The following is a 22,954-nucleotide window of genomic DNA, read 5'->3' on the forward strand; positions in this document are numbered from 1 at the left end:
ACGCATTCATCAGTTGAGAGGATTTTGCACCAACTTGTCAAGTCATGCTGCGCTACCTGCATTTTTGACCTGCACACCGCGCAAATCCGTCTTGACCCTTCGTCATGTATGCGCATACATCGTCTCATCCAGAATCGGGGGAGGGGACGGATGGCCTTGGACGGACGTATCACCGCAGACCAATTGCGCAGCGCACGCTGGTTTGCCCCCGACGATCTGCGCAGCTTTGGCCACCGCTCGCGGATGATGCAGCTGGGCTATGCGGAAGAGGAATTCGTCGGCAAGCCGATCATCGGCATCCTGAACACCTGGTCCGAACTGAATTCCTGCCACGGCCATTTCCCCGAACGGGTCAGGGACGTGAAGCGCGGCGTTCTGGCGGCAGGCGGCTTCCCGGTCGAGATGCCGGCCCTGTCGGTCGATGAAAGCTTCACCAAGCCGACCTCGATGCTTTATCGCAACATGCTGGCGATGGAGACCGAAGAGATGATCCGCTCGCACCCGCTGGACGGCGTGGTGCTGATGGGCGGCTGCGACAAGACCACGCCGGGGCTGGTCATGGGCGCGATCACGGCGGGCGTGCCGATGATCTTCCTGCCCGCCGGGCCGATGCTGCGCGGCAATTATGCCGGCAAGACGCTGGGGTCGGGCTCGGATGCGTGGAAATACTGGGACGAGCGCCGCGCCGGCAATATCTCGGACGAGGAATGGCTGGGCATCCAGGGCGGCATCGCCCGCTCGGTCGGCACCTGCATGACCATGGGCACCGCCTCGACCATGACCTCGATCACCGAGGCGCTTGGCCTCAGCCTGCCCGGTTCCTCCTCGATCCCCGCCGCCGATTCCGGCCACCAGCGCATGGGCAGCGATTGCGGCCGCCGCATCGTCGACATGGTCTGGGAGGCGCTGACCCCCGACCGCATCGTCACCGAGGCCGCCGTGCGCAATGCCGCCATCGTCGCCATGGCCACCGGCTGTTCGACCAATGCCGTGGTCCATCTGATCGCCATGGCCCGCCGCGCCGGGGTCGATCTGACGCTGGACGATCTGGACGCGCTTGGCCGCGACACGCCGATGATCTGCAATGTCCGTCCCTCGGGCAAAGATTACCTGATGGAAGATTTCTACTATGCCGGCGGCCTGCGCGCGCTGATGACGCAGCTGACCGAACGGCTGGACCTCTCGGCCCTGACCGTGACCGGCCGGACGCTTGGCGAGGGGATCGAGGGCGCCGTGGTCTATAATGACGACGTGATCCGCCCGCTGTCGAACCCGGTCTATGCCGAGGGCTCGCTGGCGCTGCTGCGCGGCAACCTCTGCCCCGATGGCGCGGTCATCAAGCCCGCCGCCTGCGATCCGAAATACTGGGTCCATGAAGGCCCGGCGCTGGTCTTTGACAGCTATCCCGAGATGAAGAAGGCCATCGACGACGAGACGCTGGACGTGACCCCCGACCATGTGCTGGTCCTGCGCAATGCCGGGCCGCAGGGCGGGCCGGGGATGCCGGAATGGGGCATGCTGCCGATCCCCAAGGCGCTGATCAAGCAGGGCCACCGCGACATGCTGCGCATCTCGGATGCGCGCATGTCCGGCACCTCCTACGGAGCCTGCGTGCTGCATGTGGCGCCCGAAAGCTTTGTCGGCGGGCCGCTGGCGCTTCTGAAAACCGGCGATATCGTGCGGCTGGACCTGCCCAACCGGCGGCTCGACATGCTGGTCGACGAGGCCGAGATCGCCCGCCGCCGGGCCGAATGGACAGCGCCGGAACCGCGCTTCGAGCGTGGCTGGGGCTATATGTTCTCGCGCCATGTGACGCAGGCCGACAAGGGGTGCGATTTCGACTTCCTCGAACGCGGCTTTGGCCGTGCCGCCGGCGAACCCGACATCTTCTGAGAGGCATCATGGCTCACGATCTGGACAAGGCGCTGGCCGGGATCTCCGGCATTCTGGTCACCCCCTATGACGCGGCGGGCGAGATCGCTCCGGCGAAACTGGCGCCGATCATCGACCGGGCGATTGCGGCGGGCGTGCATATGCCGGTCGTCAACGGCAATACCGGCGAATTCTATGCCCTGACCACAGACGAGGCCGTTGCCATGGTCGGCGAGGTTGCGGCGCTGATCGACGGGCGGGCGCCGCTGCTGGCTGGTGTCGGGCGCGGCATCCGTGACGCGGTGCGGCTGGCCCGCGCGTCGGCCGATGCCGGGGCTTCTGCGCTGATGGTGCATCAGCCCCCCGATCCCTTCGTCGCCCCGCGCGGCACGGTGGATTATGTCAGGGCGATCTCGGACGCCTCGGGCCTGCCGATCATGCTCTATCTCAGGAACGACGCCATCGGCACCAAGGGGATACAGGCGCTCTGCGAGATCCCGGGCGTCAAGGGCGTGAAATGGGCGACGCCCAACCCGATGAAACTGGCCGACGCCATCGCCGCCTGCGATCCCGCGATCACCTGGGTCTGCGGTCTTGCCGAAGTCTGGGCGCCGGCGCTTTATGCCGTGGGCGCGCGGGGCTTTACCTCGGGGCTGATCAATGTCTGGCCGGAACGCTCGGTCGCCATCCACAGCGCGCTGGACGCAGGCGATTTCGCCGAGGCCCGTCGCCTGATCGCCGAGATGCGCGCCTTCGAGGATATCCGCGCCGAAGAGTTGAACGGCACCAATGTCACCGGCGTAAAGGCGGCGCTGCAGGCCCTCGGTCAGGATTGCGGCCCGACAAGACCGCCCTCGGCCTGGCCGCTGAGCGATGGACAACAGGCGCAGCTTCTGGCCTTCCTGCGCGCGAACAACCTGATCTGAAAGGAACGACCATGACCTTCACCCCCCACGGAAAACACCTGATCGCGGGCGAATGGGTCGGATCGGACCAGAGCTTCGCCTCGGAACCCGCGCATGGGCCGGTGCATCAGTTCTCGGTCGGCACGGTCGATCTGGTGAACCGCGCGGCCGAGGCGGCGGAAGAGGCCTTCTGGACCTATGCCTATACCACCCGCGAGGAGCGTGCCGCCTTCCTTGACGCCATCGCCGATGAGATCGAGGCGCGCGCCGAGGCGATCACCGAGATCGGTTCTCAGGAAACCGGCTTGCCCGAGGCGCGGCTTCAGGGCGAGCGGGGCCGCACCACGGGTCAGCTGCGCCTGTTCGCATCGCACATCCGCGACGGCGCCTATCTGGACCGCCGCCACGACAAGGCCCTGCCCGACCGCCAACCTTTGCCCCGCCCCGATATCCGTGTGATCCAGCGACCCATCGGCCCGGTCGCGGTCTTTGGCGCCTCGAACTTCCCGCTGGCCTTCTCGACCGCCGGTGGCGACACCGCCGCCGCGCTGGCCGCCGGATGCCCGGTGGTGGTCAAGGGCCATTCCGCCCATCCCGGCACCGGCGAGATCGTGGCCGAGGCGGTTCTGGCCGCGATTGAAAAGACCGGAATGCCCAAGGGCGTCTTCTCGCTGATCCAGGGCGGCAAGCGCGATGTCGGCACATCGCTGGTGCAACACCCGCTGATCAAGGCCGTGGGCTTCACCGGCTCGCTTGGCGGTGGGCGCGCCCTCTTCGATCTTTGCGCGCAGCGCCCCGAGCCGATCCCCTTCTTCGGAGAACTGGGCTCGGTCAACCCGATGTTCATCCTGCCCCATGCGGCACAGGCGCGCGGGGCCGAGATCGGCAAGGGCTGGGCCGGCTCGCTGACCATGGGCGCGGGGCAGTTCTGCACCAATCCCGGCATTGCGGTGATCGAGACCGGTGCGGCGGGTGATGCCTTCGTCAGCGCGGCGAAGGATGCGCTGGCGCAGGTCGGCCCGCAGACCATGCTGACCGAGGGCATCGCGAAAGCCTATCGTGACGGTCAGGCGCGGTTCGAGGGTCGCAACAGCGTGACCCCGCTGCTCTCCACCGAAAGCAAGGGCCGCGAGGCGAACCCGAACCTCTATGAAACCGATGCCGCGACCTATCTGCAGGATCACGCGCTTGGCGAAGAGGTCTTCGGCCCGCTGGGTCTGGTGATCCGGGTCAGCGGCACGGATGACATGGAGAAACTGGCGAAAGGGTTCGAGGGCCAGCTGACCGCGACCATCCATCTGGATGCCGAGGACGCCGCCGAAGCCCGCCGCCTGCTGCCGATCCTCGAGCGCAAGGCCGGACGCGTTCTGGCCAACGGCTTCCCGACCGGCGTCGAGGTCTCCGAGGCCATGGTCCATGGCGGCCCCTACCCCGCCTCGACCAATTTCGGCGCCACCTCGGTCGGCACCCTGTCGATCCGCCGCTTCCTGCGGCCGGTCAGCTTCCAGAACATCCCCGAGGGCGTGCTGCCCGACGACCTGCAGGACATCTAGTTCAAAGAAGGAGCGCCACCATGAACCAAGTCACCCGCGACAAGCTGATGGGCGTGTCCGTCGCCACGCTGGCCAGCGTCCTCTACAAGCGCGGCCTGCGCAATCAGGTGATCCAGGGCGTCCATCCGCTTGGCTGGAAGGGCAAGAACATGGTGGGGCCAGCCTTCACCCTGCGCTACATGCCGGCGCGCGAGGATCGCAACCCGATGACGGTGTTCCGCAATGCCGATCATCCCCAGCGCGTCGCCATCGAGACCTGTCCGCCGGGCGCGGTGCTGGTGATGGACAGCCGCAAGCAGGCCAATGCCGCCTCGGCCGGTGACATCCTCATCACCCGGTTGATGATGCGCGGCGCGGCGGGGGTCGTCACCGATGGCGGCTTCCGCGACGCCGCCACCATCGCCGAACTGGAGATGCCAGCCTATCACACCCGCCCGTCCAGCCCGACCAACCTGACGAATAACGAGGCCATCGCCATCAACGAGCCGATCGGCTGCGGCGATGCCCCGGTCTTTCCGGGCGACATCATCGTGGGCGACGCCGATTGCGTCATCGTCATCCCCGCCGAGATCGCCGACGAATGCGCCGACGAGGCTGCCGAGATGACCGTCTACGAGGATTTCGTCATCGAGAAGGTCAAGGCCGGCACGCCGATCATCGGGCTGTACCCGCAGACCAAGGCCGAATTCGCCGGGGAATTCGCGGCATGGCGCAAGTCGCAGAACCGCTAACCGGCCTCGCCGCGCGGCAGAATCTCGGGCGTCAGTTCCGCCCGGATCAGCGCGGCGATTTCGCGCACCAGTGGCTCGGGTTCCTTGGGGCGCAGCGCCAGGTAAAGATCGGAATGCAGCGCATCGGGCGGCAGGCCGATATCGCGGATCTCGGTATTGGGCATGGCGATCTGGCTGTTCGAACGCGGCACCAGCGCCACGCCGAAACCGCCATCGACAAGCGACATGATCGTATGGCTTTGCGCCACCGCAAAGATCATCCGCGGCGTCACCCCCTGCGCGTTCAGAAAGCCCTGTACCACCTCGGCCAGAAAGCCGCCACGTTCGGTCGAATAGCCAATGAAGTCGATGCCATGCAGTGCGCTGACCGGGATTTCGGGCTGATCCAGCAGCGGATGACCGCGCGGTGCGGCAAGGACAAAGGGCTCGCTCCACAGTTTCTCGATCGGCAGGCCAGGATTGTGGCGCGGCAGGCGGATGACGGCGAAATCCAGACTGCCCGCCTGCAGCGCATCGACCGCCTCGGCGGTCATCACCTCGCGCAGGGTCAGATCGACCTCGGGCAAGGCCTCGCGCACCCGGCGGGCAATGCGGGGAATAACCTCGAGACAGGCCGAGGGCACGAAGCCCAGTTCGATATGCCCGGCCTGTCCGCGCGCCGCCTGCCGTGCCGACAGGATCGCGCTTTCGGTGCGGGTCAGGATATCGGTCGCATCGGCGAGGAGCCTGCGCCCCGCCGGGGTCAGCCGGACCGAGCGGTTGGTGCGATCGAACAGCCGCGCGCCAAGGACATGTTCCAGCAGCGCGATATGGCGCGACAGGGGCGGCTGGGTCATGTTCAGCCGCCGCGCGGCGCGGCGGAAGTTCAACTCTTCGGCCACGGCCACGAAATAGCGCAGCTGGTTCAACTCGATCGTCGGTCCGCTCATCCCGCCCCCTCGCGCCATGTTGCGAGAGCTGGGCTTGGGTCGCAATATGCAAGATTTTGTCATCTTATGATGAAAATGTCAGGCCATTTAGTTTTGTCAGTATTTGCTGGATATATTGTCAAGATACGCGCACACAAACCGCCGGATACACAAGTTCTAATTTTACAAGATGACAAAATAACCGAAAGCTGTTAAGTCACATCGCCAAGGCGTGAATCGGGGGGATCATGCAGGACCGCAATGCCATCACGGGGGTCGCGATCATGGCGCTGGTGGCGCTTGGCGGCGCCGTGGACAGCGCCATCGTGCGGTTGCTGGCGGGCGAGGTTCATCCCTTTGTGATCGGTTTCACCCGCGTGAGCTTCGGCCTTCTGGCGATGCTGCCGCTGATCCTGACCCGGCCCGGTATCCTGCGGACACAGGCGCGCTTCAGCCATGTCCTGCGGGCGGCGCTGAAGCTCGGCTCGCTGGTCGCGGTCTTTACCGCGCTGCAGGCGGCGCCGCTGGCCACGGTCACCGCCATCGGCTTTGCCGCGCCGATCTTCGTCACCCTTGGCGCATGGCTGTTCCTGTCCGAGAAGCCGGGGCCGCTGCGGCTCATGGGGCTAGTTCTGGGCTTTGCCGGGATCGTGGTGATTCTGGCCCCATCCATCGGGCTGGGTGAGGGTGAGGCGCTGATGCTGGCGCTGCTGGGTGCGCTTCTGACGGCGGCGATCCAGCTGATGCTGAAGGTCATGGGCCGGACCGAGCGTGCCGATACGCTGGTGGCCTGGAATCTGATCGTCTCGGTGCCTTTGGCCGCGCTGCCGGCCTGGTATTTCTGGACTACGCCCACTGCCACGCAATGGGGGCTGCTGGCGCTGCAGGGCGTCATCGGCACCGTTTCGCAACTGGGCGTCACCCGGGCGTTCCAGTTGGCCGATGCCTCGCTGGTCGCGCCGGTCGATTTCCTGCGCCTGCCCTTCGTCGCCGCCATGGCCTGGTTCGTCTTCAGCGAGCTTTCACCGATCTCGACCTGGGCCGGCGCGGCGCTGATCTTTGCCGCCATCCTCTTGATGGCCGCCTCGGCGCGCGGGCGTCAGGCCGTGGTGCAGGGCTGATACCAATGACAGCACCAGTGATAGCGAGAACGTATCATTCTGCATCAGAAACGAGTCGACTGACATGCGGATGACCCTAAAATCGCGGATGACCCAGGAGGAGGGCCGGTCAAGGCCTCGGGTTCAGATGCTTGTCCGGCGTCTTGCGGCGACCGCCGGAGTGACTGCAACAGCCGCTCCTATGGGAGGACTATCCATGAACTGTCGCGCAACCCTGCTGGGCGGGGTGACCTTGCTTGCCTTGTCGGCACCCGCCTTTGCCGCCGATACCGATGTCATCATCGCGCTGAACGAAGAGCTTGAAACGGTCGAACCCTGCATGGCCTCGCAGTCGAATATCGGCCGCGTCATCCTGCAGAACATCTCCGAAACGCTGACCGAGTTGAACACCGAGGACGGCTCGCTGATGCCGCGTCTGGCGGAAAGCTGGGAGGATATGGGTAACGGCACCTGGCGCTTTCACCTGCGCCCCGGCGTGACCTTCTCGGACGGTTCGGCCTTTGATGCCGCCGACGTCAAGCATTCGATCGAGCGCACGGTCTCGCCCGACCTGACCTGCGAGATCGGTGCCAAGTTCTTCGGCGGCATGACCCTGACCACGGCGGTGGTCGATGACGCGACGGTCGACATCACCTCGGACCCGGCCCAGCCGATCCTGCCGCTTCTGTTCTCGACCCTGACCATCGTGCCCTCGGAAACTGCGATGGAGTTCACCCGCCAGCCGGTCGGCACCGGCCCCTATGTGCTGAGCGAATGGAACGCCGGGCAGAACATCATCCTGGACCGCCGCGATGATTACTGGGGCGAGGCGCCGGTGGTGACCAAGGCCACCTATCTGTTCCGCACCGATGACGCGGTACGCGCCGCCATGGTGCCGGCGGGCGAGGCCGATATCGTGCCGCTGATCAACCAGAACGACGCCACCAACCCGGCAACCGATTTCGCCTATCCGAACTCGGAAACCACCTATCTGCGTCTCGACAGCAGCAAGGCGCCGCTGGATGACATCCGCATCCGCGAGGCGATGAACCTGGCGGTCGACCGCGAGGCGTTCCTTGGCACGCTGGTGCCGGCCGATGCCACGCTGGCCACGCATATGACGCCCCCGACCGCGCTTGGCGCCGATGTCGATCTGGGCGTGCCGGCCTATGACCCCGACCGCGCCCGCGCACTGATCGAGGAAGCCAAGGCCGCCGGTGTGCCGGTCGATACCGAGATCACCCTGATCGGTCGTCTGGGGAACTATCCCAACGTGACCGAGGTGCTGGAAGCCCTGCAGCAGATGTTCGCCGATGTCGGGCTGAACGTGAAGCTCGAGATGGTCGAGGTGGCGGAATGGGTCGAGCATTATTCGAAACCCTTCGCAGCTGGTGACGTCCCGGCGATGGTTTCGGCCATGCATGACAACAATCGCGGCGATCCGGTCTTCTCGATGTATTTCAAATATGCCTGCGACGGGTTGCAGTCGGGCATCTGCGACGAGGAACTGGACAAGCTGATCGCCGATGCCACCGCGGCGACGGGCGATGCCCGGGCCGAGGCCTGGCGCGCGGCCTTCCAGAAGGCGCATGACCTCTGGGCCGATATCTTCCTGTTCCACATGGTGGGCTTCAGCCGCGTCTCGGAACGGCTGGACTTCAAGCCGACCATCGCCACGAACTCGGAGCTGCAGCTTTCGCAGATCAAGTTCAAGTAACCCCCTCGGGTGGCGGCGCATCCCCGCGCCGCCGCCCCTTCCTCTCCGGCCCATCAGCCCTGAAAGAAAGATCTGACGATGAAGAAATTTCTGTTCAAACGGGCAATTTCCAGCGCCATCTCGCTGCTCTTGCTGATCGTTGCCGTCTTCTTCCTGTCGCGCCTGACCGGCGATCCGACGGACCTTTACCTGCCGGTCGATGCCAGCCAGGAGGCGCGTGACAATTTCCGCGCCATCAACGGGCTGGATCAGCCGCTGATCGTGCAGTTCGGCCGCTATGTCTGGGATGTGCTGCATCTGGATTTCGGCGACTCGATCCGCCGCGCCCGCCCGGCGCTCGAGGTGGTGATCGAGGCCTTCGCCTGGACACTGCAACTGGCGCTGATCACCATGTTCCTGGTCTCGCTGGCGGCGATCATTCTCGGCTCGCTGGCGGCCTTCAAGGTCGGTGGCTTCTTCGACCGCATCGCCACCTTCTTCTCGCTGATCGGCGCCGCCGCCCCGGATTTCTGGGTCGCCATCGTCGCCATCGTCATCTTCTCGCTTGGCCTCGGCTGGCTGCCCACATCCGGAACCGGCACGCCCCTGCACTGGGTCCTGCCCATTGCGGTTCTCTTCATCCGGCCCTTCGGCCTGATCCTGCAGGTTGTGCGCGGCTCGATGATCAACGCGCTCTCCTCAGCCTATGTGAAGACCGCCCGCGCCAAGGGCGTGACGCCGAAGAAGCAGATCTTCGTCCATGCGCTTCGCAATGGCATGCTGCCGGTCATTACCGTCATCGGCGATCAGGCGGCGGGGATGCTGAACGGGGCGGTGATCGTCGAGACCATCTTCGGCTTTCCCGGCGTCGGCAAGCTGATGATCGATTCGATCCTGCAGCGCGACTTCTCGGTGATCCTCGCGGCGATCATGGTCACGGCCATCGCCATCTTCCTGATGAACATCCTGATCGACCTGGCCTATGCCGCGCTCGATCCCCGCATCCGCTATTAGGGAGGCGAACATGACCCAAGCAACCGCATCCGCGGCCCCCGAGAAGGAACGCAGCGGCTTTCGCACCTGGCTTTCACTGCTCTGGGCCGACAAGCTGGCGTTCTTCGCCGCCGTCTTCCTGATCATCGTGCTCCTCTGCGCCATCCTTGGCCCCTGGCTTCTGGACGGCGTGGCCACCAAGCAGAACCTGCGCGGCCGCAATGCCCCGCCCTTCGATCTGTCGCGCGGCTTCATGATGATCCTCGGCGGCGACCAGCTGGGCCGGCCGCTGCTGGCGCGGCTGATCGTGGCGGCAGGAAATACCATGGCCGTCGCCGGCGGTGCGGTGCTGCTGGCCATGCTGATCGGCTCGACCCTCGGCCTGATCGCCGGCTATTCCCGTGGCCGCATGGCGGAACTGATCCCGCGTCTCGCCGACGTGATCATGTCCTTCCCCTCGCTCCTGCTGGCCGTGATCGTCCTCTACATGCTGGACCCCTCGGTCGGGAACATCATCCTTGTCCTCGCCATCACCCGCATCCCGGTCTACCTGCGCACCACCCGCGCCGAGGTGCTGGAGGTGCGCGAGCGGATGTTCGTGCAGGCCGCAACCGTCATGGGCGCGCCGACGCGGCGGATCATTTTTCGCCACATCCTGCCGATGATACTGCCCACCATCCTGACCATCGCCACGCTGGATTTCTCCTTCGTGATGCTGGCGGAAAGCTCGCTTTCCTTCCTCGGCATCGGCATCCAGCCTCCCGAGATCACCTGGGGCCTGATGGTCAGCCAGGGCCGGCCCTATCTGACCAGCGCCTGGTGGCTCTCGTTCTGGCCGGGTCTGGCGATCATCCTGACCACGCTGTCGCTGAACCTTCTGTCGAACTGGATGCGCGTCGCGCTGGACCCGGTGCAACGCTGGCGCCTTGAAATCGGAGCACGGAAACATGGCTGAGCCCCTTCTGGAAGTCCGCAACCTTTCCGTCACCTTCCACACCGCCCGTGGCCCGGTCGAGGCCGTCCGCAATGTCAGCTGGCAGGTCGCGCCGGGCGAGGTGCTGGCGATCCTTGGCGAATCCGGCTCGGGCAAGTCGGTCTCGGCCTCGGCGGTGATGGATCTGATCGATTGCCCGCCGGGCGAGATCACCAGCGGCGAAATCATTTATCGCGGTCGTGACCTGTTGAAGATGAGCGCCGCCGAACGCCGCGACATCAATGGCAAGCGCATCGCCATGATCTTTCAGGACCCGCTGAGCCATCTGAACCCGGTCTATACCGTCGGCTGGCAGATCGAGGAGGCCCTGACCACCCATGGCACGCCGCAGGACAAGGCGCGGGTGGAAACCATCGCGCTTCTGGACAAGGTCGGCATCCCCAACCCCGAAGCCTCGGCGCGGAAATACCCGCACCAGTTCTCGGGCGGGCAGCGGCAGCGCCTGATGATCGCGATGGCGCTGGCGCTGCGCCCCGACGTGCTGATCGCCGACGAGCCGACCACCGCGCTCGACGTGACGGTGCAGGCGCAGATCCTCGCGCTTCTGGAGCAGTTGCAGCACGAGACCGGGATGGCGCTTCTGATCATCACCCATGATCTGGGCGTCGTGGCCGAGATCGCCGACCGGGTGGTGGTGATGAACGCCGGCGAGATCGTCGAGCAGGGCACGGCCGCCGAGGTCTATGCCAATCCCCAGCACGCCTATACCAAGCGGCTGATCGGCGCGGCGCCGGGCAAGGGCGCGATCCATGACGATCCGCCCACGACCGAGCCTATCCTGCTTCTGCAGAATGTCTGCAAGAAGTACGGGGAATTCGAGGCGCTGAAGGGCTGCAGTTTCGAGCTGTGCGAGGGCGAGACGCTGGCCATCGTCGGCGAATCCGGTTCGGGCAAATCGACCACGGCCCGAGTGCTGCTGCGGCTCGAGGAACCGACCAGCGGGCGGGCGATGTATCACGGGCGCGACCTCTTCGCCCTGTCGCCGCGCGAATTGTTCGAGCTGCGGCGTGACATCCAGATGGTGTTTCAGGACCCGACGCAAAGCCTCAACCCGCGCATGACGGTCTATCAGATCATCTCGGAAGCCTGGGCGATCCATCCCGAGATCCTGCCCAAGGCGCGCTGGCGCGATCGGGTGGCCGAGCTTTTGGGTCAGGTCGGGCTGAAGCCCGAACACGCCCACCGCTATCCGCACCAGTTCTCCGGCGGCCAGCGCCAGCGCATCGCCATCGCCCGCGCCCTTGCGCTGGAACCGCGCGTCATCGTCTGCGACGAGGCGGTTTCGGCCCTTGACGTGCAGGTTCAGGCGCAGGTGATCGAGCTTCTGGACAAGCTGAAGGATGAATTCGGCCTCAGCTACATCTTCATCGCCCATGACCTGCCGGTGGTGCGCGACTTTGCCGACCGGGTGATCGTCATGCAGAAGGGCCAGATCGTCGAACAGGGCCCGGTGCGCGAGATCTTCGAGAACCCGCGCGAAACCTATACCCAAAATCTGCTGGCGGCTTCGCTGGACCCCGATCCCGAGGTTCAGGCCCGCCGCCGCGCCGAACGACTGTCGAAGGAGGTTGCCTGATGTCGAAACCCGATGTGATGATGCTCTATCCAATGCGCCCCAAGGCGATGGAGCAGCTTGAGGCAGCCTATACGCTGCACCGCGCCGATCTGGCGGGTGACAAGGCGGCCTTCATCGCCCTGCACGGGCCGAAATGCCGGACCATCGCCACCAACGGGCACGAGCCGGTGACGCGCGAGATGATCGCCGCCATGCCGAAGCTGGAACTGGTCGCCTGTTCCAGTGCCGGTTTCGAAAGCTTTGACCTTGTTGCGATGGCCGAGCGTGGGGTGAAGCTGACCAATACCTCATCCGCGCTCAGCGATGACGTGGCCGACACGGCGATCATGCTGATGCTCGCGGCGCGGCGATCGCTGGTCGCGGCCGAGGCCTATGTCCGCTCGGGTGACTGGGCCAAAAAGGGCATGTTCCCGTTGCAGCGCACCATCTCGGGCAAGCGGCTCGGCATCGTCGGCATGGGCACGATCGGGCAGGAGATCGCCCGCCGGGCCGAGGCGATGCGGATGCACGTCAGCTATTGGAACCGCAGGCCGAAGGATGTGCCGTGGCAGTTCCAGACTGATCTGCTGCAGCTTGCCAGCGACAGCGACGTTTTGGTTGTCATCGTCGCCGGTGGCGAGGGCACGCGCGGGCTGATCTCGGCCGAGGTGATGGCGGCTCTGGGGCCGCAGGGCCTTCTGGTCAATGTCTCGCGCGGCTCGGTGGTGGATGAACCGGCGCTGATCGCGGCGCTGACCTCGGGCGCGCTCGGTCAGGCGGCGCTGGATGTCTTTGCCAGCGAACCCGACCCCGACCCGGCGCTGACGGCGCTGCCCAATGTGACGCTGTTTCCGCATCACGCCTCGGGCACGGTCGAGACGCGGGACGCGATGGCGCAGCTGGTCGTGGACAACCTCGCCGCCTTCTATGCCGGCCAGCCGCTGCTGACGCCGGTCGATCTCGCGGCCTATGTGCCAGCCCCTGCCGAGGGATGAGCCGGGGCGCTGTGCTGGTGACAGGGGCCAGTTCCGGCATCGGGCTGGCCATCGCGCAGGCGCTGCTGGCCGAGGGGTTTTCGGTCATCGGCCTGTCGCGCAGCGCGCCTAAGGGCTTGGGCGAGGGTTTTACCCATCTGCCGGTCGATCTGACTGATCCGGTGGCGCTGACTGCCGCACTCGGGGACCTGCCGCCACTGGCGGGCGTGGTCCATGCGGCGGGGCTGCTGCGCGTCGGGCGGCATGACGCCTTCGATTTCACCGATGGCGCGCGCATGTGGCAATTGCATGTCGAGACCTCGGCCCGGCTGATCGGGGCGCTGGCCCCGCGCCTGTCGGATGGCGGCCGGATCGTGCTGATCGGCAGCCGGGTGGCGCGCGGCGCGCCGGGCCGGGCGCTCTATGCGGCCTCCAAGGCGGCGCTGTCGGGTCTGGTGCGATCCGTCGCCGCCGAGCTGGCCCCGCGCGGCATCACCGTCAATATCGTCGCCCCCGGCGCCACCGACACGCCGATGCTGCGCGACCCCGAACGCGCCAGCGAGGCGCCGAAATTGCCGCCCATCGGCCGGATGATCCGACCCGAAGAAGTCGCGGCAACCGTCGCCTTCCTGCTGTCGCCACTTGCAGGCGCCATCACCGGGCAGGAGATCGTCATCTGCGGCGGGGCGTCTTTGTGACCTATCGCGTCCTCATCATCGCCGATGACCTGACCGGCGCCTTGGACAGCGGTTCCGCCTTCGCCATGCGCGGACATGCCACCCGGGTTCTTCTGGACCCCGCCGATCTGCCCGCTGCGCTGACCGATCCTGATCTGCAGGTCATCGCCATTGCCACCGGCACGCGCGAGGTGCCTGTGGCCGAGGCCGCGCAGGCGGTGCAGCGCATCGCCGAAGCTTCGGCGGGCTTCGACGGCATCCTGTTCAAGAAGATCGACAGCCGGATGAAGGGACATATCGCCGCCGAACTAGCGGCCCTGCGGGGTGTCTTTCCACTGCCGGTGCTTGCCGTCCCGGCGATCCCGCGGCTCGCGCGAGTGGTCGCCGATGGCTGCGTTACCGGCGCGGGGATCGGAACGCCGATCGCCATAGCCCCGGCACTCGGTATCGAAGCCCGCATTCCCAAAGCCACCAGCGATGCCGAGATTGACGCCGTCCTGCCGGACGCGCTGGATCAGGTGATCCATGCCGGCGCCGCCGGTCTGGCCGAGGCGCTGGCCCGCGCACTGCCGCCGGGCGATGCCACGGCCCCGATTGATCTGCCGCTGCCACTGCTGATGGCCATCGGCTCGCGCGATCCGGTGACGCTGGCGCAGATCGCGGCGCTGGACAGCGCCCCCCTTGCCGCGCCCAACGGCGCGGTTCCGCCCTTGCCGGTGGCCGACCTGAGTCTCGTCCGGTGTACGCCCGGTGTTGAACCTGTGTCACCCGCTCAAGCCGCAGAGAACTTTGCAACCGGCATCGCCCGAGAGCTGCGCCGCAACCCGCCCCGTACCCTCTTCGCCTGCGGCGGCGAAACCGCACATGCCATCCTGCGGAAGCTCGGCATCACCACCCTTGATTTGCTTGGTGAAATCCTGCCCGGCATTCCCGTCGCCCGCACGCTTGACGGCAAGCTGACCGTCATCACCAAATCCGGCGGCTTCGGCGGGCCCGGTGCCTTGACGCAGTTGACTGGAAAATTTGTCAAATGATGCTCAGATAGGTTAGTCCTTTGTCCGAAGCCGTTACGGAGCCAAAGATGACCTATGACAAGGCCAAGCCCAGGACCACGCTGGCCGACAAGGTCTATCACCTGCTGTTCACCCGCATCACCAATGGCGAATACGAGGTGAACCAGAAACTGCCACCGGAAAACGCCCTGTCGGTCGAATTCGGCGTCTCGCGCCCGATCCTCCGCGCGGCGATGGAGCGGCTGAGGGACGAGGGGCTGATTTATTCGCGGCAGGGGGCGGGCAGCTATGTCCGTCTGCCGGTCAATGCCCCCGTGGGCTTTGCACGGGTCGAGACATTGGCCGATATCCAGCGCTGCTATGAGTTTCGCCTGACGCTGGAATCCGATGCCACGCGGCTGGCGGCAGGGCGTCGCAACCAGTCGGCGCTGGAGGAAATCGACCGGGCACTGGCGCTTTTGCGCGACGCGACCGGCTCGATGCAGCACCGCGAGGATGCCGACTTCGCCTTTCACCTCGCCATCGCGAAAGCCTCGAACAATCAATATTACGAGGCCACGATGCGGGCGCTTCGCGACCATATCAACGTCGGCATGAAGATGCATGGCCAGTCGCTGATGAGCGATGGCGCCAAGGGGCTGGAGGATGTGCTGGCCGAACATACCGCCATCCGCGAGGCGATCCAGGACAAGCGGGGCGAGGATGCGGCGCGGCTGATGCGCGGGCATATCGAGCAATCGCGCGACCGGCTGTTCGGCGGCGGGTTGATCGATCTGCAGATGCGGAATTGACAAGTTATTTACAACATCACAAATAACTTGACATCTGGCCCGGTTCGAGGCTGAATCCCCCTGCAAACACTGGGGGGATTCCATGACCGTTGACGAGATTGCCGCTTCGATGGATGGCCGCCTTGCGACCACCACACCGGGCCGGGACGAGGCCTTCCTGCCCTCGCCCGCCGTCCAGAACCACGCCTCGTTCCTGGTCGAACTGCCCGATGGCGCGGTGATCTGCACCTGGTTCGGCGGCTCGCTTGAAGGCAAGTCCGACATTTCCATCCGCGCGGCTATCCTTTTGCCCGGTGCAACCCAATGGGGACCGGTCTCGACGCTCAGCGACGATCCCGATCATTCCGAACAGAACCCGGTGATCTTCCCGGCGCCGGATGGGCAGTTGTGGCTGTTCCACACCTCGCAGCCCTCGGGCAATCAGGATGAATGCCGGGTGCGCATGGCCCGGCTGACCCGCGAGGGCGACCGGCTCCGGGCCGAGGCGGGCGCCTATATCGACCTGCCGCGCGGCTGCTTCATCCGGGCGCAATTGCAGGTGCAGAGCAATGGGTCATGGCTGCTGCCGCTGTTCCGCTGTGTCCAGCGACCGGGGCAGAAATGGACCGGAAGCCACGATGTGGCCGCCGTCGCGATCTCGCCCGATCAGGGGAAAAGCTGGTCCTATCAGGAGGTTCCTGGCTCGGTCGGCTCGGTCCATATGTGCCCGGTCGATACCGGTGCGCGGCTTTCGGCCTTCTATCGCCGGCGTCAGGCCGATTTCGTCTGCCGCTCGGACAGCCTCGATGGCGGGCGCAGTTGGTCGGCCCCGGTAGCGACGGATGTGCCGAACAACAATTCCTCACTGGCGGCGACCCGGCTGGCGTCGGGCCAGGTCGCGCTGATCTGCAACCCGATCAATGCCGAGATGTCACCCGACCGCCGGGCCTCGCTCTATGACGAGCTGGGCGAAGAGGATGGCCGGCCCGACGCGGACCCGCAGGGCGGCTGCACCCCGATCTGGGGCGTGCCGCGCGCGCCGGCGGCGCTGTGCCTCTCGACCGATGGCGGGGCCAGTTTTCCCGAACGCTACTTGATCGAGGATGGCGATGGCGCCTGCCTGTCCAACAACTCGCTGGACGGCAAGAACCACGAACTGTCCTATCCCTGGCTGCTGGAGACGACGGACGGGGCGCTGCATCTGAGCTATACCTTCCACCGCCGCGCCATCAAGCACGTGCGTCTGGCTCCGGGCTGGCGCGAGCGGCTGACCCGGCTGTGAAAGGATGGCGCAGGTTGTAAACCGATCGACCTGCGCCCTGACCCGCGATCAGGCCGTGGCGCGACGCCCCTGCGCCAGTTTCCCGGCATAATCCAGCGCCGACAGCATGTTCACATGGTTGGCGCGGCCAGTGCCCGCAATGTCAAAGGCAGTGCCATGATCGACCGAGCTGCGGTCGATGGGCAGACCAAGCGAGACATTCACCGCAGAATCGAAGGCGATCAGCTTGATCGGGATATGACCCTGATCGTGATATTGCGCCACGACCAGATCGAAGGCGCCGTTATAGGCGCGGTGGAAGACCGTATCCGCCGAGATCGGCCCCTGCACGTCGATCCCCTCGGCCCGGGCGATCTCGACCCCCGGCCCGGTCTGAAGATCATCCTCACGCCCGAAAAGCCCGTTCTCGCCGCAATGCGGGTTGATCCCGGCGACAGCGATCCGGGGGTTCTCGATCCCCATACGACGCAAATGGCGATGACCGGTGCGGATGGTTTCGGCCACGCGCTCGGGCGTGGCGCGGGTGATGGCGTCCTTCAGCGAGACATGGGTCGAGACATGGATGACGTTCAGCCGCTCGGACGCCAGCAGCATCCACGAGGACTTGCAACCGGTCAGCGCCGCCAGCATCCCGGTATGGCCGTCATAGTGATGCCCGGCGGCATTCAGCGCCTCCTTGTTGATCGGCGCGGTGACGATGCCCGCCGCCTTGCCGCCGCTGGTCAGCTCGACCGCGCGCTGGATGTAGCGGAAGGACGCCTCGCCGCAGGCCTCGGACAGGACGCCGAAGCGGCCCGGCAGCCCGTCGACCGGCACATGGATCACCTGCAAGGCGCCCGGCTTTGCGCTGTCCGACAGCGCCAGCGTCACGCCGCTGGCGGTAATCGCGCGGTCCAGCGTGTCGCGGTCACCGATGACGGCATAACCGCCGCGCGCCTCGGGCGGCAGCGAGGCGATGGCTTTCACGGTCACCTCGGCGCCGACGCCCGAGGGGTCGCCCATGGTGATGACGATGGGTTGGTCGGTCATGGGGCGTCCTTTCGGTGGGAGGAATCGGGGCGGGGGGTCATGCCGTCAACTCGTATTTACGCAGAATTTCGCGGATGGCGGCGTCCTGCGCGGGATCGGGCAGCAGCGCTGGCTGGCGCGAGAGACCGACCGAGGGGTCCATCTGGTAGAGCGCCCGCTTGACCAGCGCCGGCGGGAAGCCAAGCGCGTAAAGATCCTTGCGCAGCCCGGCAAAGACCGTCTGTGCCGCCTCGGCCCCGGCATCGTCGCCGGCGTTGAAGCTGGCGATGATCTGGGCCAGCACCTGCGGCGCGACATTGCCCAGACCCGAGATCACCCCGGCGCAGCCCTGCTGCAAGCCCCAGTGGACCAGATGGTCGGGGGCGCAATAGACCTCGAAATTGCCTTCGTCGCGGGCGACATCCAGATAATCCATCACCGTCTCGGTCGAGCCGCCGGAATCCTTGATCCCGGCAATGTTCGGGTGGCGGGCCAGCACGCGCGCAGTATCAGGCTCGATATGGTTCTGGGTGCGCGCGGGAATGTCATAGAGATAGACGGGAGTCGTCACCGCATCGGCGACGGTGGTGAAATGGCGAATCAGCCCGTCCTGCGTGCATGCGATGAAATAGGGGGTGATGACGGCGATGCCCTCGACCCCCATGCGGTCGACAGCGCGCGCGAGTTGCAGCGTTTCGAAGGTTGCCGGGCAGCCGGCATTGACGATCACCTTCACCCGCCCCGCCACCTCGTCCATCACCGCCTCCAGCAGGTCGATCTTCTCGCCCTGCGTCAGCGCGGTGAAATCGCCATTGGTGCCGCAGCACATGATGTTGTTGCCGGCCGCGACCTGACGGCGCACCTGCGCGCGCGTGGCCTCGAGGTTCAGCGTCTCGTCCTCGTTGAAACAGGTGACAAGCGCGACATAGGCCGAACGGGGGGATTGGGTCATGGGTCACCTCGCAAGGGGCCGATTCTGCCGGGGCGATTCCCCGGGGCTACAAGCCTTGGCGGGAAACTGGCGTGAATATGATAAGTTGTCAATGTATTTTGCCAAATTGTTGGCAAGATATGCGCCCGAAAGCCCAACCTCCGCGGCGACAATTCAGCAGACCTCGCGCCAGTAACATAGATTTTGTCATAAAATGCTTATTTCGAGCAACGAAACGCGGTCAGACCGGGGACAGAACCATCCGGACCCGCCATCAAACATACTTGTTGACAACTTTTCGCAACCTGCGCATTCTGCACCCCATCTAGCGCGGCGACAATCGACCGGAGTGACAAGATGCCCCTGCTTTCAGACCCGATAGAACTGCTGCGCCCGCCGGTCCTGCGCTTTGGCGTGGGCACGATCGACACTCTGGCCGCTTGGGTCGAGGAACGGGGTTATGGCCGCCCGGTGGTGATCGCCGATCCGGTGAACGCGGCGCGGCTGGCGGTGCTGGGGCTCGGCACGCCGGCCTGCTTTGGCACCGTGGTGCCCGAGCCTGACATCACCAACCTGATGGCCGCCGTGGCGGCGGCCGAAGGCGCCGATTGCGTCATCGGCTTTGGCGGCGGCTCGGCGATGGATCTCGCCAAGATGGTGGCAGTGATGGCCGGCCACGACCTGAGGCTGGCCGATATTTCCGGCCCGAACCGCGCGCCCGCACGCCGCGTCGGGCTGGTGCAGATCCCGACCACTGCCGGCACCGGCTCGGAAGTTGGCACCCGCGCGCTGATCACCGATCCGGCCACGCAGGCCAAGGTCGCCACCGAAAGCCGGCACATGCTGGCCGATCTGGCGATCATCGACCCGGCCCTGACCTATTCCGTGCCGCCCTTTGTCACCGCCGCCACCGGCGTCGATGCCATGGCCCATTGCGTCGAGGCCTTCACCTCGAAGCGCAGCCATCCGATCATCGATGCCTATGCCCTGCAAGGGATCGAGCTGGTCGGGAAATACCTGCGCCGCGCGGTCGAGGACGGCACGGATGCCGAGGCGCGGGCCGGGCTATCGCTGGCGGCGCTTTATGGCGGGGTTTGCCTTGGCCCGGTCAACACCACCGCCGGCCATGCCGTCGCCTATCCGCTGGGGACGCGCCACCACCTTGCGCATGGCATCGCCAATGCGCTGATCTTCCCGCATGTTCTGGCCGCCAATGCCCCGGCGACGGTGGAAAAGACAGAGGCCATCTGCCGCGCCCTGGGTTTCGCCCCCGGCGGCTCGCAGGATGTGCTGGCCGGAGCGCGGGATTTCTGCGAGGCGCTTGGACTCGACATGCGCCTTGGCGCCCATCGCGTGCCCGAGGATGACCTGCCCAACATGGCGCGCGATGCCCATGCCATCCGGCGATTGCTGGACTGGAATCCGGTCGATCTGTCGGTCGGCGAGATCGAAGGCATCTACCGCGCCGCCTATTGAGGCCTAAAGCCCCTCGCCCATGCTCGAGGCGCGCGGCACCAGATGCACTGGCTCGCGTCGCTCGGCCGCGGGCTTCTTGCCCTCGACCAGCCAGTCCAGCAGCGTCGCGGCGGTTTTCTGGCCAAAGCTGGTGATGTCGCAACTGACGGAACTCAGCCCCGGCCAGACCTGTGCGCTTTCCTCGATATCGTCAAAGCCAGTCAGACGGAAATCACGGCCCGGCATGACCCCCGCGCGCGACAGCCGCGCCATCATCCCCAGCGCCACCAGATCGTTGAAGCAGATCGCCGCATCCACATCAGGGTGATCCCTCATCAGCTGCTCGGCCAGATCAGCCCCGACCTGCCGCGAGGGGCGGCCATGAAGAACCAGCGGCTCGGCCCCGATCCGCGCCATCTCGTCCAGATAGCCCTGCATCCGCTCCGCCGTGATCGCCCGCCCCTGCAAGCCGCCGACAAAGGCGATGCGCCTTGCCCCCGCCTCGACCAGGTGCCGCGCCGCCTGCCTGCCGCCATCAACATAATCGAAGGAGGAGAAGGGAAAGTCCTCGGTCAGCGGGCTGACCTGCCGCAGCACCTGCAGCGTCGGCACCTGCGCACGGGCGATCTGCTCGAAGGTCGCGGTCACCTCGCCATAGCTGGGCGAAATGACCAGCGCCGAAACGCCATGCTCGATCATCGAGGTAATGATCTCGGCCTGCATCGCCGGGTCCTCGCCCGAGTTCGAGATCACCGTGGCATAGCCGCGCGCGAACAGCGCCATCTGGAACGAGGCCGCGAATTCGGTGAAGAAGGGGTTCCGCAGATCGTTGATGACCAGCCCCACCAGCCCAGTGGAACTGGAGCGCAGGTTCGCCGCCGCCCGGTTATAGACGTAACCCACCGCCTCCATCGACCGCCGGACCAGCGCGGCGGTTTCCGGCTTGATCTGCGGGCTGTTCTTCAGGACCAGCGAGACCGTCGATTTCGACAGGCCGGCATGGGCGGCAACGTCCAGAATGGTCGGGCGGCGGGGCATTCAGCCGATCCCGTGCAGCGCGAGCAGCAGCCGCATCCGCTCCTCCGCGAGATCGGGGCGCGACAGCACCCGGGCCTGATCGGCCAGCCGGTAGACCTCGGCATAATGGCTGATCTCGCGCGAGGACTGGAAGCCTGCGGGCATGATGAAATGCGACTGCGCGCCATTCAGCCAGGCAAGGAAGGCGATGCCGGCCTTGTAGAACTGGGTCGGCGCCTTGAAGATCTCGCGCGACAGCGGCACGGTCGGGGCGAAAAGCGCGTGATAGGTGGCTGTGTCGCCCTGCGCCAATGCCTCCAGCGCCTGCGCCGCGGCGGGGGCGATGGCGGCGAAGGCGCCCAGCAGGGCATGGGAATAATACGTCCCGTCGCCCTCGATCAGCGCGGCATAGTTGAAATCATCGCCGGTATAGAGCCGGACGCCCTCGGGCAGGCGGGCGCGGAAGGCCTCTTCATGCGCCTGATCCAAGAGCGAGATCTTGATGCCATCGACCTTGGCCCTGTTCGCATTGATGATCGCCAGCACCGCATCCGAGGCCGCGTCGACATCACTTCCGCCCCAATAGCCTTTCAGCGCCAGGTCGAACATGTCGCCCAGCCAGTGCAGCACCACCGGGTCCTTCGCCTGCGACAACAGCCGGTCATAGACCCGCGCATAGGTCTCGGGTCCGGCCCCGATGGCCGGCAGGGCGCGGGTCGCCATCAGGATCACCTGCCCTCCCGCCGCCTCGATCGCCTCCATCTGCGTCTCATAGGCGGCGATGATCGCGGCCTCGTCGGGCAGTTCGGCCAGGGTCTTGTGATCGGTCCCGGCGCCGCAGGCCACGCGCGGCTTCAGGGGATGCGCCTTGGCCTCGACCATGCTGCGCTCGATCAGCTCCTTGGCGGTCAGCCAGTCGACGCCCATGCCGCGCTGCGCCGTGTCCATCGCCTCGGCCAGTCCCAGCCCCTGATCCCAGAGCCAGTGGCGAAAGCGCAGGGTATTCTCCCAGTCCACCGCCGGGCGACCAACCCACGGATCGCGCTCGGCCAGGGGATCGCTGACCACGTGGGCAGCGGCGAAGGCGGTGCGGGTCAGGGGCACACGCGGCGCACCCGGCACCAGCGGATCGCCCTGCAGGGCATAGGCTTCCAGCTTTCCGTCATAGGTGGGCAGGTTCAGCGCCATCACGAAGCTCCTTCCACAGGCCCATCGACGGGCAGGTCAAAGACAAGGATGCCGTCCACGCCGCCATCCGCTGCGGCAACGATGGCATCGCCCACGCGGCGATGCTCGGCATGTTCCTGATAGGCGGCCAGCGTCTCCCAGCTTTCGAAATCGACGGTGAAGCCGTGCATATAGCCTCGCTCCAGCATTTCCGGGCTTTCGCTGCGCCCGGCGCGGAAGGGCCCCATGCCGGGCAGCAGCGCGCGGATGCCCTCGAGATCGGCATGGATCTGGGCGATCTGGGCCTCGGTGGTCTCCGGGCGATAGCGGACAAGGACGATATGGCGGATCAT

Annotated in this window: 21 protein-coding genes; 15 read left to right on the top strand and 6 right to left on the bottom strand. The window is 65.9% G+C overall.

Annotation, left to right across the window (positions count from 1 at the left end):
• Positions 1-150: 150 nt before the first annotated feature.
• Genes araD through CX676_RS13330 form a run of 4 tightly spaced genes read left to right on the top strand, consistent with a single transcriptional unit; the run spans position 151 to position 5,061 of the window.
• Positions 151-1,893, top strand: a complete 1,743-nt coding sequence (araD, locus tag CX676_RS13315; RefSeq protein WP_101753052.1) for an L-arabinonate dehydratase — start codon at positions 151-153, stop codon at positions 1,891-1,893.
• An 8-nt stretch (positions 1,894-1,901) separates the two neighbouring features.
• Positions 1,902-2,798 (top strand): dihydrodipicolinate synthase family protein, encoded by an 897-nt coding sequence (locus CX676_RS13320; protein WP_101753053.1) that lies wholly within the window; start codon positions 1,902-1,904, stop codon positions 2,796-2,798.
• Positions 2,799-2,809: 11 nt separating this feature from the next.
• The gene (locus tag CX676_RS13325; protein ID WP_101753054.1) at positions 2,810-4,330 is read left to right on the top strand and encodes an aldehyde dehydrogenase (NADP(+)); all 1,521 of its coding nucleotides are present in this window, start codon (positions 2,810-2,812) and stop codon (positions 4,328-4,330) included.
• Positions 4,331-4,350: 20 nt separating this feature from the next.
• Complete coding sequence (locus tag CX676_RS13330) at positions 4,351-5,061, top strand: ribonuclease activity regulator RraA (protein ID WP_101753055.1); 711 nt, start codon at positions 4,351-4,353, stop codon at positions 5,059-5,061.
• Here CX676_RS13330 and CX676_RS13335 read toward each other — a convergent pair.
• A complete protein-coding gene (locus CX676_RS13335; protein WP_157935933.1) occupies positions 5,058-5,990 on the bottom strand; it encodes a LysR family transcriptional regulator in 933 nt (310 codons plus the stop codon). The genes CX676_RS13330 and CX676_RS13335 overlap by 4 nt on opposite strands.
• 227 nt (positions 5,991-6,217) lie before the next feature.
• Here CX676_RS13335 and CX676_RS13340 point away from each other — a divergent pair, with 227 nt between their 5' ends.
• From CX676_RS13340 to CX676_RS13385, 10 genes are all read left to right on the top strand, one after another.
• Entirely contained in the window at positions 6,218-7,090 is an 873-nt protein-coding gene (locus tag CX676_RS13340; protein WP_101753057.1) for a DMT family transporter, read from the top strand.
• Between the two features lie 196 nt (positions 7,091-7,286).
• Complete coding sequence (locus CX676_RS13345) at positions 7,287-8,786, top strand: ABC transporter substrate-binding protein (RefSeq protein WP_101753058.1); 1,500 nt, start codon at positions 7,287-7,289, stop codon at positions 8,784-8,786.
• A gap of 78 nt (positions 8,787-8,864) precedes the next feature.
• On the top strand, positions 8,865-9,779 hold the full coding sequence (locus tag CX676_RS13350) for an ABC transporter permease (RefSeq protein WP_101753059.1): 915 nt from the start codon (positions 8,865-8,867) through the stop codon (positions 9,777-9,779).
• A 10-nt stretch (positions 9,780-9,789) separates the two neighbouring features.
• Complete coding sequence (locus CX676_RS13355; RefSeq protein WP_101753060.1) at positions 9,790-10,713, top strand: ABC transporter permease; 924 nt, start codon at positions 9,790-9,792, stop codon at positions 10,711-10,713.
• Positions 10,706-12,328: an ABC transporter ATP-binding protein gene (locus tag CX676_RS13360; RefSeq protein WP_101753061.1), complete on the top strand. Its 1,623-nt coding sequence runs from the start codon at positions 10,706-10,708 to the stop codon at positions 12,326-12,328. The genes CX676_RS13355 and CX676_RS13360 overlap by 8 nt, the downstream gene beginning before the upstream one ends.
• Positions 12,328-13,302, top strand: coding sequence for a 2-hydroxyacid dehydrogenase (locus tag CX676_RS13365; protein WP_101753062.1), 975 nt, complete (start codon positions 12,328-12,330; stop codon positions 13,300-13,302). The genes CX676_RS13360 and CX676_RS13365 overlap by 1 nt, the downstream gene beginning before the upstream one ends.
• Positions 13,299-13,979: an SDR family NAD(P)-dependent oxidoreductase gene (locus CX676_RS13370; protein ID WP_101753063.1), complete on the top strand. Its 681-nt coding sequence runs from the start codon at positions 13,299-13,301 to the stop codon at positions 13,977-13,979. Before CX676_RS13365 ends, CX676_RS13370 begins: the two co-directional genes overlap by 4 nt.
• Positions 13,976-14,992, top strand: a complete 1,017-nt coding sequence (locus CX676_RS13375) for a four-carbon acid sugar kinase family protein (RefSeq protein WP_101753064.1) — start codon at positions 13,976-13,978, stop codon at positions 14,990-14,992. The genes CX676_RS13370 and CX676_RS13375 overlap by 4 nt, the downstream gene beginning before the upstream one ends.
• Positions 14,993-15,039: 47 nt before the next feature.
• The gene (locus tag CX676_RS13380) at positions 15,040-15,762 is read left to right on the top strand and encodes a FadR/GntR family transcriptional regulator (RefSeq protein WP_101753065.1); all 723 of its coding nucleotides are present in this window, start codon (positions 15,040-15,042) and stop codon (positions 15,760-15,762) included.
• A gap of 82 nt (positions 15,763-15,844) precedes the next feature.
• Positions 15,845-17,023, top strand: a complete 1,179-nt coding sequence (locus tag CX676_RS13385; RefSeq protein WP_101753066.1) for a sialidase family protein — start codon at positions 15,845-15,847, stop codon at positions 17,021-17,023.
• Between the two features lie 48 nt (positions 17,024-17,071).
• Here the strand turns inward: CX676_RS13385 and pdxA are convergent, their stop codons facing one another.
• The gene (gene pdxA, locus CX676_RS13390; protein ID WP_101753067.1) at positions 17,072-18,052 is read right to left on the bottom strand and encodes a 4-hydroxythreonine-4-phosphate dehydrogenase PdxA; all 981 of its coding nucleotides are present in this window, start codon (positions 18,050-18,052) and stop codon (positions 17,072-17,074) included.
• A gap of 37 nt (positions 18,053-18,089) precedes the next feature.
• Positions 18,090-18,983: a dihydrodipicolinate synthase family protein gene (locus tag CX676_RS13395; protein WP_101753068.1), complete on the bottom strand. Its 894-nt coding sequence runs from the start codon at positions 18,981-18,983 to the stop codon at positions 18,090-18,092.
• A gap of 336 nt (positions 18,984-19,319) precedes the next feature.
• On the opposite strand from CX676_RS13395, the gene CX676_RS13400 reads away from it, so the two are divergent.
• Positions 19,320-20,438, top strand: a complete 1,119-nt coding sequence (locus tag CX676_RS13400; protein ID WP_101753069.1) for an iron-containing alcohol dehydrogenase family protein — start codon at positions 19,320-19,322, stop codon at positions 20,436-20,438.
• A 3-nt stretch (positions 20,439-20,441) separates the two neighbouring features.
• On the opposite strand, the gene CX676_RS13405 is transcribed toward CX676_RS13400, so the two are convergent.
• Genes CX676_RS13405 through CX676_RS13415 form a run of 3 tightly spaced genes read right to left on the bottom strand, consistent with a single transcriptional unit; the run spans position 20,442 to position 22,954 of the window.
• Positions 20,442-21,455 (bottom strand): LacI family DNA-binding transcriptional regulator, encoded by a 1,014-nt coding sequence (locus CX676_RS13405; protein ID WP_101753070.1) that lies wholly within the window; start codon positions 21,453-21,455, stop codon positions 20,442-20,444.
• A complete protein-coding gene (locus CX676_RS13410) occupies positions 21,456-22,622 on the bottom strand; it encodes a dihydrodipicolinate synthase family protein (RefSeq protein ID WP_101753071.1) in 1,167 nt (388 codons plus the stop codon). It abuts the gene before it with no gap.
• Positions 22,622-22,954 (bottom strand): Dabb family protein, encoded by a 333-nt coding sequence (locus CX676_RS13415; RefSeq protein WP_101753072.1) that lies wholly within the window; start codon positions 22,952-22,954, stop codon positions 22,622-22,624. The genes CX676_RS13410 and CX676_RS13415 overlap by 1 nt, the downstream gene beginning before the upstream one ends.

Origin of the sequence: Paracoccus zhejiangensis (assembly GCF_002847445.1) — a bacterium.
GTDB classification, from domain to species: domain Bacteria; phylum Pseudomonadota; class Alphaproteobacteria; order Rhodobacterales; family Rhodobacteraceae; genus Paracoccus; species Paracoccus zhejiangensis.